This window comes from Lysinibacillus sp. FSL R5-0849, assembly GCF_038595075.1.
GTDB classification, from domain to species: Bacteria; Bacillota; Bacilli; order Bacillales_A; family Planococcaceae; genus Lysinibacillus; species Lysinibacillus fusiformis.
This window is the reverse complement of record NZ_CP152004.1, coordinates 339,302-354,014: the sequence shown is the minus strand read 5'-3', so window position 1 is coordinate 354,014 and position 14,713 is coordinate 339,302. Positions and strand designations below refer to the sequence as shown.

The following is a 14,713-nucleotide window of genomic DNA, read 5'->3' as shown; positions in this document are numbered from 1 at the left end:
AATAACGAAAACTAAAAAACTGCATCCAATGATGATTGGATACAGTTTCTATTCTATTGAATAACGCCACAAGCAATTCTTGCACCAGAGTTACCTGCTGGATCTGTTTTATAGTCATCTGCTGATTCATGAATAACAATTGAACTTCCGTCACTGTCTAACAACGAATTTGGTTGATCTTTTTGTAATGTTAGCCCTTCTGCTAAGAAATTCAAATCGACATTGCCATCGTCACCAACCTCTAGATTGGGTAAATCCCCTAAATGATAACCATTTGGATTTAACTTACCATGCTCTTTTTTGGTCGGATTAAAGTGCGCACCAGCCGATTCAAACTTAGGGGGCTCACATTTCCCTACTTCATGAATGTGAATTCCATGTGTACCTGGTGGTAGGCCTGATAATGCCAGGGTCATCATTACACCATTATCTTCTTCCTGAAAATACGCGTTCCCATAACTTTCGTTATTTGCACCAATGACTTTTGCAGTAGCTGTTAATGGGGATGATGCATTTACTTGTACTTTTTCTTCTTTCTTATCAAAGAAACTACAACCACCAACTAAAACTAATAAAGAAAGGCTAATTAAGCTAATTTTTTTCATAAAAATACCTCCTCTATTTCTGATGGTTTCCAAGTTAATCAATACTTATGCACTTTTTATTAATTTTACCGAGGTCGTTACATGCACAAAAGGGATCTCTCCTATGAGAAATCCCTTCATGTTTTAGTCTAGAATTTTGACGGTTACTGTTTTGACGCCCCATTGAAGAGCTTGTCCCTCGGTAGGAATAAAGACATCAATTTTATTTCCTTTAATAGCTCCGCCCGTGTCAGCTGCAATCGCCTCACCATATCCTTCTACCCATACCTTTGAGCCAAGCGGGATGACACGAGGGTCAACCGCAATTACCTTTAAATTTGGATTAGATCGAATATCCGTTCCATTCGCTGTTATTCCCGAGCATCCTTCACAATAGGCTGTATAGGCTGTAGCACGCATTGTTAACGTTCTACCAGATCCACTTGATGGAGCGCTCGCAGGTTTCGTTTTTGCTGTTGAAGCCACCACCCTTGTCGAAACTGCTTCTGATGTTTTAGGTTTTGGTTTAGCTGCCGAAGCTTTTATAGCTAAAGATTCACCAGCAAAAATCAAATCTGTACCAAGGTTATTCCATGCTTTTAATTCATCAACTGTTATATCGTTTTTACGTGCGATTGAAAATAATGTGTCACCGCCTTTAATGACATATTCATCTTCCAATGTTTTTTCTGTATTTGATGTGTCCTTCACTAAATCTTGCTCTGGATAAAACCAAAACGAATCCATTTCTGCCAATTGTTGAAATTCTCCAACGGTTAAATTATAAATTTGAGGGAGTGCCCATAGAATATTGCCGGAATTGTCTTTCGCAGAGGAAGGACTGGCATATAGGCTCAAACCAACGGTCAATGTTACTGCTAAAGCTAAAGCTTTCTTCTTCATGTTTAGTAATACCTCCAATATTTTATTATTTTTTGCAAGTCTGCTGTTAGCACGCTAGAGTCAAATAATCTAGTATGCAAGCAACAATAAGCTTACAAATTAATAACTCAGGACTGTCTGCCTGATATTAGGAATTATTACTATAAAAACGGAAAATTATACAATTTCGATTATTTTTTTAACAAATCGTCCAATTAGATGGAAAAATCATCGTTTAGACTAGTATTTTTTATATTAGATATTTACTATTTACGGGCAATAAAAGAAGAAATAGATGACATAAAAAATTGAGAATTCATCCAAAACCATTTTCAAATCGTGAGGTAAACATGGCAACATGCATGGAAATTAAATATGTCTGCTGAGGTAAATTACTGAGCATTTACCTCAGCAGCAAATCCTAACACATCCATACAAAGGATAGATATCTCAATCTAATAACCTCTAAACTGAAATGAAAGGTCGTGTTTTTTATTTTGATTCGGACGATATTGTTGGACGACGAGCCTTTAGCACTTATTAGTATGGAGAAACACTTGCAAAAATTTGATAGGTTTGAGGTTATTAAAACTTTTACATCTGTAAAAGATCTACTTATAGAGGGACCGAGCTTGGACTTTCAAGTAGCATTTCTAGATATTGAAATGAAAAGTATGAATGGATTAGACATTGCCGTACTATTAAAATCGTGGAATGAGAGCATCTATATTGTTTTGTTACAGCCTACCGAGACTGTGCTGTTCAAGCCTTTGAACTACATTCAATGATTACCTGTTAAAGCCCGTTTCAACATCTCGCTTAGCGACGACTATTCAAAGGGTTGAGGATCTTCTTGAGCCAAAAATAACGTCATTGCCAACATGATTTCATTCAGAGCCATTGCTAAAAATAAAATGCTTCTGAGAATTTGTTGTTTCCTATGAAGGAAAACCTCTCATTGGCGGACTATTAAAACGAAAGAATTGTTTGCACTACTTTTTTTACATCTCAATACCCCTGTGCCTCGTGACACTATTATTGATAATCTATGGAGTTATTATACTGATTTTAATAAAGCAAGGCTTCAACTGCATACCACCGTCTCATACCTTCGCTCCTCCCTTTCAGCATAGGGCTTTTTAGAGGTAATCGATTATACAAACGGGTGTTATATTTTAACATTAGACCATATTCAATGTGACGCTAATGATTTAGAGATTATTTTGAATAAAAAAGAACAAACCGGAAAATTGGATATCGAAAGGGCTGAAGCACTTCTTCAAGACTATCGTGGAGAATTTATGGCTACGATGGCCTACCCGATTGCTAGTAAAGCAAATTTGATGAATAAATTATTTACTCAATTACTGAAAGAACTAGCCCATTATTATGAACAAGTTCAGGATGTCAAAAACCTAGAACGTTCGTTACTTATAGATTTAAAGTTAAATCCATATTCCGATCAAGCTGTCCAGCAATTAATCAAGCACTATGCTAATATTGGGAACCGAGCAGAGGCTATAAAAATTTACCGTTCTTTTAAACGTACTCTATTGTCTAAGTTAAATGTTTTGCCTATGAAGGAAACAACAACCAAGAGTGACGACAAAAAAGCATGCTGGTGTAGAAAGCCAGCATGCTTTTACTCATGATTTAATAATCATTTGTCTCATATTCCGTACTACACATAAACAATTTCTCCCTGACTGTTTTGCTTTATACAGAGCATGATCTGCAATTTCTATCAATTGATTTGGGCTCTGTACATTTGGTGTAAAAGCAGTAATTCCGGCGGACATTGTAACAGGTCTACCACACGCAGTTTCCTGTAAGGCCTGTTTAACCCGCAAGCTTTCTGCAAGTTCTACCGCTTCATCTATACTCCTTGAAGGCAAAATAATCATAAACTCTTCTCCGCCATACCTGAAGCACATACCTTGCTCCTCCATATTTAGCTGCATATGATGAGCGAAAGCTTTTAATACTTCATCCCCCACGGTATGACCATACGTATCGTTTATACTTTTAAAATCATCTAGATCAATTAAGATAACTGAATGCGGAACTTTATTAATAATTAATTCATGGAGAGTTTGATCCATTATTCTGCGATTCGGAATACCTGTTAATGAGTCTAAATTTAATTGATCCGTTAAATCAGTAATTTTACTTTCTGCGCAAATCATCATATTTTGTACGTTTTTTTTCAGCAACTTTGCTTCATCATACCAATCAGCAATATGTTCTTTCCCCTGCCCGTTTTCGCCAGCTTCTATCATGGTCGAAAGCTCATTTAGGGGGCGTACTATTTTTAATGCTAGCCATATAGCGAGCACCACTACTATAGCAATGACTAAAACGATAGGGACAAAAACCTTTTTAAGAAACAGGCTAAAAGGAATAATCTTTTCATTTGAAGCTACCTGTTCCAAAAATGGTTCTAATGTAATATCTTCCTTCATCGAGTCCTCTAGATAGCCGTCTTTAATTGCAGAAGATCCCTTTACGTATGTATCTTGCATAAAATGTTCCATCAAAATTTCGTTAAAACTTTGATAGCTACTCCAAATACTAACACCAGATGTCGCCAGTACAACCATTATTGTCATACAAACAATAAGAAATGATAACTTTAACTTGAATTTACCCACAATAGATCATTTCTCCCATTGAGATGATTTTTTCGTTAAATCTTATCTATGTTTTAACTTAAAATTTAATATATCTATTCAATCATCATACGTCATACTTCTTAAAGAAAACTTAACAGCTGGGTATTTTTTACTTTATTGAGTAAAGCGCTTGAATTCAAAGAAAGCATACATCTCGATTAGTTCTTTCTGTTCACACTTAAAGTATTCTTTATAATTCTAAAGGTCTAACAGGGAATTTATTTAAAAATAGCTTCAAGTAAGTTTGTGGTAGCTCTTTTTTGATGTTCCAAGGTACAATTCTTCTATAGATTTATGGTAAAAGGGTACATTATAAAGTAAAGAGCGAAGGAAGGGTCGATAGATATGTACAAAATATACATAATAGAGGACGATAGCAATATAGCTTCACTGATTGTCGAACATTTATCGAAATATCAGTTTGAATGCCATACAGTGCAACAGTTTCAGCACATCATAGAAGAGTTCAATGACATCCAACCACATTTAGTCATTATGGATATCAATCTCCCGACCTTTGATGGATATTTTTGGTCACGTAAAATTCGTCAGCTTTCCACTTGTCCAATCATCATTGTCTCAGCTAGAGTCAATGATATCGATCAAGTATATGGTATTGAAAATGGTGCTGATGACTTTATTACTAAACCATTTTCACTAGATGTCTTTATGGCAAAAGTGAATGGTTTACTTCGGCGTACATATGGTGAGTATGCTTCCTTTGATACATCCACCATTACAATAGCCAATACCACATTAAACCCAGACACAGTCCGTCTCCAAACAGATAGCAATGAGAGCCTGCTAACTTTAAAAGAAATGCAGCTCAGTAAACTACTGTTCGAAGCCTATCCAAATGTTGTAGCTCGCCAAAAACTATTAAGTGCTATTTGGGATGATGAAACCTTTGTGGAGGAAAACACATTATCTGTGAACATTGGTCGTCTACGAAGAAAATTCGAAGCTATCCACTCTCAGCTTGAAATTAAAACCATTCGCGGCCTAGGTTATCAACTTGTGGAGGAAGAAAAATGAAGCTGTTTTTTAAAGATCATATGAGTATTATTATTCTTTATGGTATCAGCTTCCTACTCTTACCTTGGATGATTCAAGCATTAGATGATTTAACAGCGCATTATTTTTATTTTATTTTTCTCGTTAGCTTTCTATTTATCCTTTGGCTTGTTGGCCGTTATTACCGAAGGAGACGACTATATACACACTTAGAAAAAGAAGATCTATCGAGGGACGACCTTCATCTGTATGAGCCCCAAGCTTCAATCGAACAAGCCTATAGTGAAAAACTAAGACAAATGCAATATTTACATTTAACGCAACAGCAACAATTAGAGGAGCAAGCGGAGGAAAAGCATCTCGTATTATCACATTTTGCACATCAAATGAAAACACCGCTATCTGTTATTCAATTACTTACACAATCAGCGTCCACCATGACTTCTAACGAATTACAGCAATGGCAAACCATTAGTAAAGAATGTGATAAGCTGACATTTACACTCAATCAGCTATTAACGTATGAGCGTAGTTCAAACTTAGTAGCTGATTTAAAAATTGAGCCTATTCTTTTAAAAGAGCTTGTAAAAGAAGTCGTGAATGATTTGAAAGATTATTTTATTACAAAAGAGGTTTTCCCAAAATTAACGCTGGCAGAAGATCAAATGATATACTCCGATCGTAAATGGTTAAAGGTTGTTCTTTATCAAGTATTAAATAATGCTGTCAAATACAGTGAAGTTGCAAGCACTGTCCATATTGATTATGACAACGACTTTTTGCATATCGATAACCGTGGTGAGACAATCCCTACTAACGAAATTTCTCGTGTCTTTGATTTGTTTTATACGGGCAAAAAAGGACGAACAAATGGAGAAGCAACAGGCATAGGATTATTTTTAGTGAAAAAGGTTTTAACTATACTAGACCATCCCTTCACCTTGCAATCCTCACATGATCACACTAAGTTTTCCATCAATTTCTCAAGCAGTCTTATAAAATGAATATGACAACTTTGTCATATTCCCGTCATCAAGTGAAATGGGTTATTGATCGCTCCTTTTTTATACTATAGCTATCAAATTAATTTAAAGGAGTTGTTCCAAGTTGGGAAACATCATTCTTCAAGTGACCAATTTGCAAAAAGAATATATCGGGGAGATTACCTACAAGGCATTAAAAGGCATTGATTTCCAGTTACAGCAACAGGAGTTTGTAGCAGTCATGGGGCCCTCCGGAAGTGGGAAAACAACATTTTTAAATAGTGTATCCACCATTGATCGCCCCACTGCTGGAGATATTGTTATTAATAATAGAAATCCCTATGTTTTAAATGATGAGGACCTTGCAAAATTTAGACGTTCTGAATTAGGCTTTGTTTTTCAGGATTTTAACCTTGTTCATACGTTAACGGTAAAGGAAAATATTTTATTGCCGCTAACATTAGATAGCATACCTAGCGCCAAAATGCGTCAACGTTTAAAGCATGTAGCGCAATTTCTTGGAATTGAGGAGCTATTACCGAAACGGATTTATGAAATTTCAGGTGGGCAAAAGCAACGAGTAGCTATTGCTCGTGCTGTTATCCATGAACCTAGCTTATTGTTAGCAGATGAGCCTACAGGGAATCTGGACTCAAAAGCCGTCAATGATGTGATGGACTTATTTACCTCCATCAATCAAGAACTACAAACTGCCATTCTCATGGTGACACATGATCCTTACGTAGCAAGCTTTGCCAATCGTATTATATTTATCAAGGATGGAAAATTATATAATGAAATACATCGGGGCAACAATCGCAAGCAATTTTATCAAGAAATTATGGACACTCTTGCTTTTCTAGGTGGTGGGCAACATGACCTTTAACCACATTGTTATCCAAAATATTTTACGAGATAAATGGACTTATGTGTCTTATTTTCTAAGCAGTATGTTTTCCATCATTATATTCTTTTTATTTTCTGTAATCGTCTTTCATCCCAGCTTAAAAAGCCTAGATCCTGACTCAACACTTGGCATTTCATTAATGCTAGCTAGTATGCTTGTTTATTTATTTTCATTTATTTATATCATCTATTCGATCATGGCATTTTTACGCAAAAAGTCTAAAACTCTTGGCATTTTTATGATTACAGGGGCTTCCATGAAACAAGTACGAAAGTTAATATTCCGCGAAAACCTATTCATTGGAATTATGGCGATTATTGCAGCAATCGTTCTCGGTCTTGTCATGACTCCCCTGTTCTTGATGGCCGCTAAAGTAGTGTTAAAAGCAGAAACATTTAGTATGTATATACCTCTGCAGGCAATTGGTTTAACAATAGGTTTATTTTTAATCTTATTTATGGTAATTTCCAAAATCGTCACTAAATTGATTAATAAGGAAGCCTCCATACAGCTTTTAAAAAGTGATACTGTTATCGAAAAATCAATTCAACCACATTATATTTTATTAGCTGCTAGCATAGTAATGACCGCCCTTTTAGCTTATTTACTAAATATTGAGCATGCCATTGTAGAGTCTTTAAGTGTTTTCTTTTATTTATTATTTTTCGCTAGCATTATTAGCACGATTTATTTAGTCATTGCTCAAGGCTTACGTCTATTTCTGGAAATATTTGAGAAGTCTCCCGCTTACCTTCGCAAAACAAATATGCTTTTAGCGTCAAATTTAAATGCAAAAATGAAATCCCATGCCAATATGCTATTTCTAATTACCATATTGTTAAGTGGCGTATTCCTATGTACAAGCATTTTGTTTAGCTCTTATTACAATGTTCAGAAAGATAGTGAAGGAAATTATCCGTATAGCTTTCAATATATCGCGGACCCAAAAGCTGAAGACAGTTTAATAAAGGAGGATTTAGACAAACTTGAAACGAAGCTAGCAACAGTAAAAGCAAACAAGTATTTTATTGAATTTAAATCAGATGAAAATCAACGCCTTGGCTATATGTCATTATCTGATTACAATCTGCTACAACAAAAGAAATTCAGCCTTAATGAAAATGAATTTATCGCCGTTGCTGGGAATCATGGTATAGCACCGATAACCAACAATGCTAGTGACCGTTATATAAAATCATTCAAACTCGCTGAAATTAACGAAAAGAACCTACTATCTACAGGGTTTCAGGAAACTTACTTCATTGTGCCAGATTCTATTTATCAGTCGATTGATTACCCTGTTTATAAAACCTATATTTATGAATTAGAAAATTGGACAGCTCATACAGAATTAGCAAAGACCATTACCGAAGATATACCATCCTTACCTGGTGAACGTTACGTTACATCCAAAATCAACTTATATGATTCGGAAATGTTTGTTAAAAGCGTTATGTTCTTCATTGGCTCTATGTTAAGTTTAATTTTCTTAAGTGCAGCCATGAGTATACTTTACTTCTATTTACAAACAACATTGTTACAGGAAAAAGAAAAATATATGGGCATTCGTAAGCTAGGACTGTCTAAAAAAGAATTAGCCTCTGTTATTGCAAAGGAATTGGCCATTCTTATATTTGTACCGTTCACAATAGCAATTTTGCTATTACTTACTATTTTATTAGCTATGCGTACAATGGTCTCTACAGCATTTTTACAAGTTTCCATTGCCAGTTCTTGTTGTTTCTTTGTGCTGTTCCTCATCAGTTATTTATGGATAAGAAAAAGCTATTTCAAACGTTTAGTAAACTAAAAAATCGCACTCCTCGGGGTGCGATTTTTCAATAATAAAGGACTCGTTACCAAACAATTGGCTTTGCCACCATTAGCCATAACATAATGAGCAATAGCAAAATGTACATCCACGTCTTACGCTGCAATAGAGCAACAAATCGTTGGTGATTATATGCTGGTGTATTAAAAGTCCGTAATGTTGGTTTAAACGCTCTGGCTAAAAATACTATGGATGCAAGCATCACGAGGAAAGTGAGAACAATCCACGAAGTACCCCAATGGTAACCGGCATGCCACATTAGTAAAATACCTGATACTACAAGTACATGTCCTGAATGTTTGACAATGGCAATAGCCCCTTTAAAAGATTCTATATATGGTGGCATTTCACCATTTGAAGCTGTACGCATTTTTTTTACAATCGTTAACACAACGAACAATGGCCCAATCGAAAGAACCGCACTTAAAATATGTATATAAAGAAGAAGCGTATAAATGGAAAACATGATGTGTACTCCCCTTTTCATCAGTCCCCTACATTATAGCATTCAACCTTCGTCTGCTTATTCAATAATTGTGAATCCTTTGTAAACACAAATTGAATCATTGTTAAATTGTTTGAAAATCTTACAAAGAGGGTATTGTTTATAGTAACATGCACTTATAGAACAAAAGGAGTGATTTTTATAGGAATTCATCAATTTTTTACAAGCCTCAATGATTTAGAACGAATTATTCGTTGCCCTGGGCGATTTAAATTTGAAGAACATAATGTGGCAGCACATTCTTGGAAAGTGTCACAATATGCGATGTTTTTCGCGACATTAGAAGAAATGAATGGCGTACAGATTGATTGGAAATCTTTATATGAAAAAACAATTAATCATGACTTTGCTGAAGTTTTTATTGGTGACATTAAAACCCCAGTAAAACATGCTAGCCCCGAGCTCAAGCAAATGCTAGCACATGTGGAAGAAAAGATGATGGAAAAGTTTATTAGCAATGAAATCCCAGAGGAATTTCAAGCCATTTTCTTTGAGCGCATGAAAGAAGGCAAGGATAGTACGATAGAAGGGCGTCTACTTGAATTTGCGGATAAGCTGGACCAATTCTATGAAGCTTTTGCAGAATTAAAGCGAGGTAATACTGACAAAGAATTCGTCTATATGTATCAAAATGCCTTATCGAAGCTTTTAGCCATTCCACTTGAAGCAACTGTCCAATATTTCCGCACTGAAATATTAAAAGACGCCGTACAGGAAAAAACCCATATTGATATTCAAGCATTAACAAATGAAGTACTAACAGCCAAATAGTCAGGTGCATGTACAAGTTTTCCGAATGAAAAGTTCAGGAAGGCTTTTTTTATTTCCTCTAAAAAAATCGTATAATGAAAGGTAATTGAATGGAGGGAGAGTTTTGTCAGAAGATTGCCCAATTGTAGAAGATTTATTACCGTTATATAAGAAACAAATGCTCCAAGCACCAACATTAATATATGTAGAGCAGCATTTAGCAAGTTGTTCGCACTGTCAGCAGCTCTTTAGCTCAAAACCAATTCAAAAAGAATACATACCGATGAAAAAAACGTTATCTTTTTTTCATCTTATATTTATTGTACTTTCTTTCATGTTTGCCATTAATTCATCGTTACTTGGCAATCAAATGGGCTTTGTCATTTCGTATGCCATTTTCGGTTGTCTGTCTTACCTTTTCTATAAAAACATTTGGATTGTTTTTATCATTAGCTCTGTGCCTGTATTTGTTTGGGCGATTATCGACAACCTTACGAATGAGCTCTATATTACCACCTACTCCTTAACAGAATTTGGGGCACTTTTGATGGGAGCAGGCTATATCGCTCTCTTACATACGATTTTTGCCTTAGTAGGTGCGGCCTTTGCCATTTTATTACGCAAAATTTTTAAAATAAATACTAATAAAAAAAGCGTCTAAACATTCGTGTGAGTTTAGACGCTTTTTCAATTCACTATGCTTTTTTCACAAATTCTGACTTTAATTTCATAGCGCCAAAGCCATCAATTTTACAGTCAATATTATGATCCCCTTCTACAAGGCGAATGCTTTTTACCTTCGTTCCTATTTTTAAAGTGGAAGAACTCCCCTTTACCTTTAGGTCCTTAATAACCGTAACTGAATCACCATCAGCTAACAGATTACCATTTGCATCTTTGACAACAAGTGCATCTGTTTCTGATTCCGTTGCGTCCATGCTCCACTCATGCGCACATTCAGGACATACATAATTCGTTCCATCCTCATATGTGTATTCAGAATTACATTTTGGACAATTTGGATAAGCTGCCATTTCTGCTTCCTCCTTTTACTTTTTGCTAGATAAATCCTCTATATGCTCCTATCTTTACATAGTCGTCCATAATAAGCAAAGGTTGTTCGTATTTTTTGTTCGTATTTGTGAAAATAATATGAAGCTCCAGTTCCTTTCTAAAGGTATTTGTCGTTACGTATTGCATAATTTGGGACACCTGCCCATTGACTTATTTCAAGCAATCATCTTACTTGCATGTTTGTCGATCATGCTTTAATATATCCATAAAGGCTGCATTGTTCGTATAATATTAAGTTTTAACCTTTAAGCTGTAAAAGGGAGTTTTATTATTGGAGTTGGAATGACGGGCCTCACACTACGGTGCATGAGGATAAGCAGGAAAACTTCTGCGAACACCCACTTTGAGGAGTGGTGGTTTAAAACTTTCTATAATAACTACGGCATACGCGGCTTTTTATATTACATTTACTTTTACAGCACCTTAGCCAATGTGGTTAAGGTGCTTTTTTATGTTTGAAAAATGTATCTAAATCCCACATACGCATTTGCCCTAAAGCACCTGCTATATCTTCAATTTTAAATATCCTATTTCTAAACCCCTCAAAAAGGACATGTTCATCTACCGTTTTAAATCCTAGTTTTAAAAAGTGCATACAACCTTCTCATATTTTGTATAATTCCCTTCCAATTTGCGCATATATGGAGTAACAAGGGAGGTAATGATATTGAAAAAGTTAATGTATGTAATGGTATTTGCTTCACTGCTTCTAACAGCTTGCGGAAAGAGTGACGATCCAAAAGAGGTCGCAGTAGATCAAAATACTTCCGTTGAAGATATTGTCGGAGCAATTGTTAAAAATGAGTTCACGGTTGAAGAATCCAAAGGTGTTGTCACAATATCTATACAAGATACGGATGTGACAGAAGGTTCGAAAAGTCAGATGCTGAAGGACTCCACTAAAATTTTTGCTGATTTGTCCAAGCTGAAAGATGTGAAGACACCTGCTGTTACTTGGTATGCTCCACTTACTGAACCAAATGGAGATAAAACCATGACAGAAGTATTGAATATTTATTTTAGTGAAGAGGATTATCATAAAGTAGATTGGGCCAATTATTTACAGGTTGATATCGAGTCAACTGCAACGAATTATCATGAAAGTGAAGCTTTAGAGGATTAATTTTATTGAAACAAAAGATACCCCCCCATGTATGAAGGGGTATCTTTTGTTTATTTCACATATAGGCTAAGTCCCTCCGCTAAAAGAGACTGTTTTATTTTGTAGTGGGTTGCTTGCCAAATTCCTTTACCACCCTGCAAAATTATAAACTGTGGTGATTCGTGCTTTACCTGTAGATCACGTTCTATGGCGTTGGAAACATCACGTTCCTTTTGGACAATGACTACATATTTAGGTAATTCTGTCGCTAATGCTTTGAACTCCTTTAAAGCTGAAATGCTACTTATACATGTCAGACTAAATTTTAAGACAAGACATGGCATTTCGTGAGATTGTTCTAACACTTCTTTCCAACTATCCAAAGTTTTAATTCGTTGCATATATAAATACCCCCCTTATAAATTATATACTATATAGGGTATTTATTTTGACAAAAAAAACACGAGACTACGATTATAGCTCGTGCATTCCTTCTTCTGTTTAAATGCCCTCTGTATTCATTAATACAAGGCGCCAGCCATCAGGGTCCTCAATAGTAATACCCTTCTGCATCCAATATGGATTTTCAGGCTCTACTTCAGGGTACCCCATTCGTGATAAGCGTTTAGTAATGCTATGAATGGTTTCTTTGTTTGGAATATAGAGCACTAACAGATTATCCTTACTTGGAGCAGGACAAGGGCTCCCTTCAACATGTTCTGTAAATTCCAAATGATAGTGTGCATTTGGAAGACCAACCATTATTCCTGTATAGCCACGATGCCCAGAAAAAGACCCAATTTTCTTTAAACCTATACCCTCACAATAAAATCGTTCAATTTCTTTTAATTGATCTGTTGGCCTTGCTACTCTGACCTGTGCAACTGCTAGTTCATTTGTCCATTTTTGGTCCATCCGAAACTCTCCCTTTTTAAACGAGTATAGGATGATACAACCACGTTGAAAACAGTCCTAAGTCTGAAATTATTGTGCTAAAGCTATATGAAACGAAGCCGCAGTCTTTGCTTTTACTTCCTCTACAGTAACGCCTTCTGCTAATTCAATAAGCTGCATCCCATCTTTAGTAAAATCAAATACAGCTAAGTCTGTAATTAACCGGTGGACAACACCTTTACCTGTTAATGGGAGTTCACATTGTTTTTTTATTTTGGATTCACCGTTTTTATTAACATGTTCCATAACGACGATGACTCTTTTTGCTCCTACTACAAGGTCCATGGCGCCTCCCATTCCTTTGACCATTTTCCCTGGAATCATCCAATTTGCCAGATCCCCGTTCTCTGAAACTTCCATACCGCCTAAAATAGCAAGGTCAATATGGCCACCGCGAATCATAGCAAATGATTCTGCACTATCAAAAAATGAGGCACCTGGCATAGCTGTCACGGTTTCTTTCCCAGCATTAATTAAATCGGGATCTACGTCATCTTCAACTGGATAAGGACCGATGCCAAGTAATCCGTTCTCTGATTGTAAAAGTACTTCATAATCGGCTGGAATAGCATTGGCAACTAAAGTTGGAATACCAATACCTAAATTTACATTCATGCCATTTTGAATTTCTTTTACTGCTCTATTTACGATTCTTTGTCTTGTATCAGCCATCACGCTTCCCCCTTTTTCACTGTTAAACGCTCAATACGTTTCTCATAATTTTCACCCAATAAAACGCGTTGAACGAAAACTCCTGGTGTATGGATATGATCTGGGTCTAACTCGCCAACTTCTACAATTTCTTCAACCTCAGCAATGGTAATTTTACCTGCCATTGCAGCTAGCGGATTAAAGTTACGTGATGTTTTTCTATACACTAAATTACCTATCTTATCTGCTTTCCATGCTTTAACTAGAGCAAAATCAGCAGTAATTCCTTTTTCTAATATATAGTCTTTCCCATCAAAAACCTTTACTTCTTTGCCTTCAGCAATGGGCGTACCAACTCCAGTAGCTGTATAAAACCCTGGAATCCCTGCTCCTCCTGCACGTAGGCGCTCAGCAAGTGTTCCTTGAGGCGTTAACTCTACCTCTAACTCACCACTTAAAAATTGTTGCTCAAAAATTTTATTCTCACCTACATAAGAGGCAACCATTTTTTTTATTTGCTTATTCGCTAATAGTAAGCCTAAGCCCCAATCATCTACACCGCAGTTATTACTGACTACTGTTAAATCCTTGGTGCCCTTTTGCACTAAAGCTGCAATAGCCTTTTCTGGTATACCACATAGACCAAATCCTCCTACTGCTAACATATCTCCATCCTTAATATCAGCAACCGCCTCTTCAAATGAACCCCACACTTTCCCATCCTTCATCTCGAAACCCCCTAAAATTGCTCGTTTATTAAGAAAAATTCTACCTTATTAACATTTTACAAGTAAAGGAATTAAT

The 14,713-nt window shown here is 36.0% G+C and carries 19 protein-coding genes and 1 other RNA gene; 10 read left to right on the top strand and 10 right to left on the bottom strand.

Translation table 11 applies throughout. The features are described 5' to 3' along the window. Nucleotides 1-53 precede the first annotated feature (53 nt). Together MKY80_RS01750 and MKY80_RS01745 are read right to left on the bottom strand one after the other, a co-directional pair. Complete coding sequence (locus MKY80_RS01750) at nt 54-605, bottom strand: superoxide dismutase family protein (protein WP_008176255.1); 552 nt, start codon at nt 603-605, stop codon at nt 54-56. 123 nt (nt 606-728) lie between these two features. Further along, nucleotides 729-1,487 carry a 3D domain-containing protein gene (locus MKY80_RS01745; RefSeq protein ID WP_008176257.1) on the bottom strand — a complete coding sequence of 253 codons (759 nt, stop codon included), beginning with the start codon at nt 1,485-1,487 and terminating at the stop codon, nt 729-731. Nucleotides 1,488-1,981: 494 nt separating this feature from the next. Here MKY80_RS01745 and MKY80_RS01740 point away from each other — a divergent pair, with 494 nt between their 5' ends. Next, entirely contained in the window at nt 1,982-2,254 is a 273-nt protein-coding gene (locus MKY80_RS01740; protein WP_008176258.1) for a response regulator, read from the top strand. A 435-nt stretch (nt 2,255-2,689) separates the two neighbouring features. Next, on the top strand, nt 2,690-3,118 hold the full coding sequence (locus MKY80_RS01735) for a bacterial transcriptional activator domain-containing protein (RefSeq protein WP_253734871.1): 429 nt from the start codon (nt 2,690-2,692) through the stop codon (nt 3,116-3,118). Here the strand turns inward: MKY80_RS01735 and MKY80_RS01730 are convergent. Then, nucleotides 3,113-4,075, bottom strand: a complete 963-nt coding sequence (locus MKY80_RS01730; protein WP_253734875.1) for a GGDEF domain-containing protein — start codon at nt 4,073-4,075, stop codon at nt 3,113-3,115. The two genes, MKY80_RS01735 and MKY80_RS01730, sit on opposite strands and share 6 nt — an antisense overlap. Nucleotides 4,076-4,483: 408 nt before the next feature. On the opposite strand from MKY80_RS01730, the gene MKY80_RS01725 reads away from it, so the two are divergent. The 4 genes from MKY80_RS01725 (at nt 4,484) to MKY80_RS01710 (ending at nt 8,852) form a co-directional block, all read left to right on the top strand. Next, the gene (locus MKY80_RS01725) at nt 4,484-5,173 is read left to right on the top strand and encodes a response regulator transcription factor (protein WP_090002413.1); all 690 of its coding nucleotides are present in this window, start codon (nt 4,484-4,486) and stop codon (nt 5,171-5,173) included. Continuing rightward, on the top strand, nt 5,170-6,156 hold the full coding sequence (locus MKY80_RS01720; RefSeq protein WP_090002411.1) for a HAMP domain-containing sensor histidine kinase: 987 nt from the start codon (nt 5,170-5,172) through the stop codon (nt 6,154-6,156). Before MKY80_RS01725 ends, MKY80_RS01720 begins: the two co-directional genes overlap by 4 nt. 103 nt (nt 6,157-6,259) lie before the next feature. Continuing rightward, nucleotides 6,260-7,021, top strand: coding sequence for an ATP-binding cassette domain-containing protein (locus tag MKY80_RS01715; protein WP_008176267.1), 762 nt, complete (start codon nt 6,260-6,262; stop codon nt 7,019-7,021). Further along, entirely contained in the window at nt 7,011-8,852 is a 1,842-nt protein-coding gene (locus MKY80_RS01710) for an FtsX-like permease family protein (protein WP_090002409.1), read from the top strand. Before MKY80_RS01715 ends, MKY80_RS01710 begins: the two co-directional genes overlap by 11 nt. A 46-nt stretch (nt 8,853-8,898) precedes the next feature. Here the strand turns inward: MKY80_RS01710 and MKY80_RS01705 are convergent, their stop codons facing one another. Next, the gene (locus MKY80_RS01705; RefSeq protein ID WP_107921725.1) at nt 8,899-9,339 is read right to left on the bottom strand and encodes a DUF2269 family protein; all 441 of its coding nucleotides are present in this window, start codon (nt 9,337-9,339) and stop codon (nt 8,899-8,901) included. Between the two features lie 171 nt (nt 9,340-9,510). Here MKY80_RS01705 and MKY80_RS01700 point away from each other — a divergent pair, with 171 nt between their 5' ends. Both MKY80_RS01700 and MKY80_RS01695 read left to right on the top strand, forming a co-directional pair. Next, on the top strand, nt 9,511-10,149 hold the full coding sequence (locus MKY80_RS01700; RefSeq protein WP_008176273.1) for a YfbR-like 5'-deoxynucleotidase: 639 nt from the start codon (nt 9,511-9,513) through the stop codon (nt 10,147-10,149). Between the two features lie 103 nt (nt 10,150-10,252). Then, on the top strand, nt 10,253-10,789 hold the full coding sequence (locus MKY80_RS01695; RefSeq protein ID WP_036222825.1) for a zf-HC2 domain-containing protein: 537 nt from the start codon (nt 10,253-10,255) through the stop codon (nt 10,787-10,789). 34 nt (nt 10,790-10,823) lie between these two features. On the opposite strand, the gene MKY80_RS01690 is transcribed toward MKY80_RS01695, so the two are convergent. Further along, complete coding sequence (locus MKY80_RS01690; protein ID WP_008176276.1) at nt 10,824-11,162, bottom strand: zinc ribbon domain-containing protein YjdM; 339 nt, start codon at nt 11,160-11,162, stop codon at nt 10,824-10,826. A gap of 246 nt (nt 11,163-11,408) precedes the next feature. Between MKY80_RS01690 and ssrS the strand changes: the two genes are divergently transcribed. Beyond that, nucleotides 11,409-11,601, top strand: a non-coding RNA gene (gene ssrS, locus MKY80_RS01685) — 6S RNA. A gap of 37 nt (nt 11,602-11,638) precedes the next feature. On the opposite strand, the gene MKY80_RS01680 is transcribed toward ssrS, so the two are convergent. Next, on the bottom strand, nt 11,639-11,797 hold the full coding sequence (locus tag MKY80_RS01680; RefSeq protein WP_008176280.1) for a hypothetical protein: 159 nt from the start codon (nt 11,795-11,797) through the stop codon (nt 11,639-11,641). A 66-nt stretch (nt 11,798-11,863) separates the two neighbouring features. On the opposite strand from MKY80_RS01680, the gene MKY80_RS01675 reads away from it, so the two are divergent. Then, the gene (locus MKY80_RS01675; RefSeq protein WP_237068742.1) at nt 11,864-12,325 is read left to right on the top strand and encodes a hypothetical protein; all 462 of its coding nucleotides are present in this window, start codon (nt 11,864-11,866) and stop codon (nt 12,323-12,325) included. A gap of 50 nt (nt 12,326-12,375) precedes the next feature. On the opposite strand, the gene ytxJ is transcribed toward MKY80_RS01675, so the two are convergent. The 4 genes from ytxJ to MKY80_RS01655 all read right to left on the bottom strand — a co-directional run bounded on the left by ytxJ (nt 12,376) and on the right by MKY80_RS01655 (nt 14,637). After that, nucleotides 12,376-12,705 (bottom strand): bacillithiol system redox-active protein YtxJ, encoded by a 330-nt coding sequence (gene ytxJ / locus MKY80_RS01670; protein WP_008176284.1) that lies wholly within the window; start codon nt 12,703-12,705, stop codon nt 12,376-12,378. A 100-nt stretch (nt 12,706-12,805) separates the two neighbouring features. Next, nucleotides 12,806-13,219, bottom strand: a complete 414-nt coding sequence (locus MKY80_RS01665) for a VOC family protein (RefSeq protein WP_089985926.1) — start codon at nt 13,217-13,219, stop codon at nt 12,806-12,808. Between the two features lie 69 nt (nt 13,220-13,288). After that, complete coding sequence (locus MKY80_RS01660; protein WP_342531667.1) at nt 13,289-13,930, bottom strand: 3-oxoacid CoA-transferase subunit B; 642 nt, start codon at nt 13,928-13,930, stop codon at nt 13,289-13,291. Beyond that, the gene (locus MKY80_RS01655; RefSeq protein ID WP_342531665.1) at nt 13,930-14,637 is read right to left on the bottom strand and encodes a CoA transferase subunit A; all 708 of its coding nucleotides are present in this window, start codon (nt 14,635-14,637) and stop codon (nt 13,930-13,932) included. Before MKY80_RS01655 ends, MKY80_RS01660 begins: the two co-directional genes overlap by 1 nt. Between the last annotated feature and the right edge of the window lie 76 nt (nt 14,638-14,713).

What these genes read in the sequence shown, in the direction of transcription:
- MKY80_RS01750 (WP_008176255.1), bottom strand. Translation starts at nt 605, where the DNA reads ATGAAAAAAATTAGCTTAATTAGCCTTTCTTTATTAGTTTTAGTTGGT.
- MKY80_RS01745 (WP_008176257.1), bottom strand. Translation starts at nt 1,487, where the DNA reads ATGAAGAAGAAAGCTTTAGCTTTAGCAGTAACATTGACCGTTGGTTTG.
- MKY80_RS01730 (WP_253734875.1), bottom strand. Translation starts at nt 4,075, where the DNA reads ATGACAATAATGGTTGTACTGGCGACATCTGGTGTTAGTATTTGGAGT.
- MKY80_RS01725 (WP_090002413.1), top strand. Translation starts at nt 4,484, where the DNA reads ATGTACAAAATATACATAATAGAGGACGATAGCAATATAGCTTCACTG.
- MKY80_RS01720 (WP_090002411.1), top strand. Translation starts at nt 5,170, where the DNA reads ATGAAGCTGTTTTTTAAAGATCATATGAGTATTATTATTCTTTATGGT.
- MKY80_RS01710 (WP_090002409.1), top strand. Translation starts at nt 7,011, where the DNA reads ATGACCTTTAACCACATTGTTATCCAAAATATTTTACGAGATAAATGG.
- MKY80_RS01705 (WP_107921725.1), bottom strand. Translation starts at nt 9,339, where the DNA reads ATGTTTTCCATTTATACGCTTCTTCTTTATATACATATTTTAAGTGCG.
- MKY80_RS01690 (WP_008176276.1), bottom strand. Translation starts at nt 11,162, where the DNA reads ATGGCAGCTTATCCAAATTGTCCAAAATGTAATTCTGAATACACATAT.
- MKY80_RS01680 (WP_008176280.1), bottom strand. Translation starts at nt 11,797, where the DNA reads ATGCACTTTTTAAAACTAGGATTTAAAACGGTAGATGAACATGTCCTT.
- MKY80_RS01675 (WP_237068742.1), top strand. Translation starts at nt 11,864, where the DNA reads ATGATATTGAAAAAGTTAATGTATGTAATGGTATTTGCTTCACTGCTT.
- ytxJ (WP_008176284.1), bottom strand. Translation starts at nt 12,705, where the DNA reads ATGCAACGAATTAAAACTTTGGATAGTTGGAAAGAAGTGTTAGAACAA.
- MKY80_RS01665 (WP_089985926.1), bottom strand. Translation starts at nt 13,219, where the DNA reads ATGGACCAAAAATGGACAAATGAACTAGCAGTTGCACAGGTCAGAGTA.
- MKY80_RS01660 (WP_342531667.1), bottom strand. Translation starts at nt 13,930, where the DNA reads ATGGCTGATACAAGACAAAGAATCGTAAATAGAGCAGTAAAAGAAATT.
- MKY80_RS01655 (WP_342531665.1), bottom strand. Translation starts at nt 14,637, where the DNA reads ATGAAGGATGGGAAAGTGTGGGGTTCATTTGAAGAGGCGGTTGCTGAT.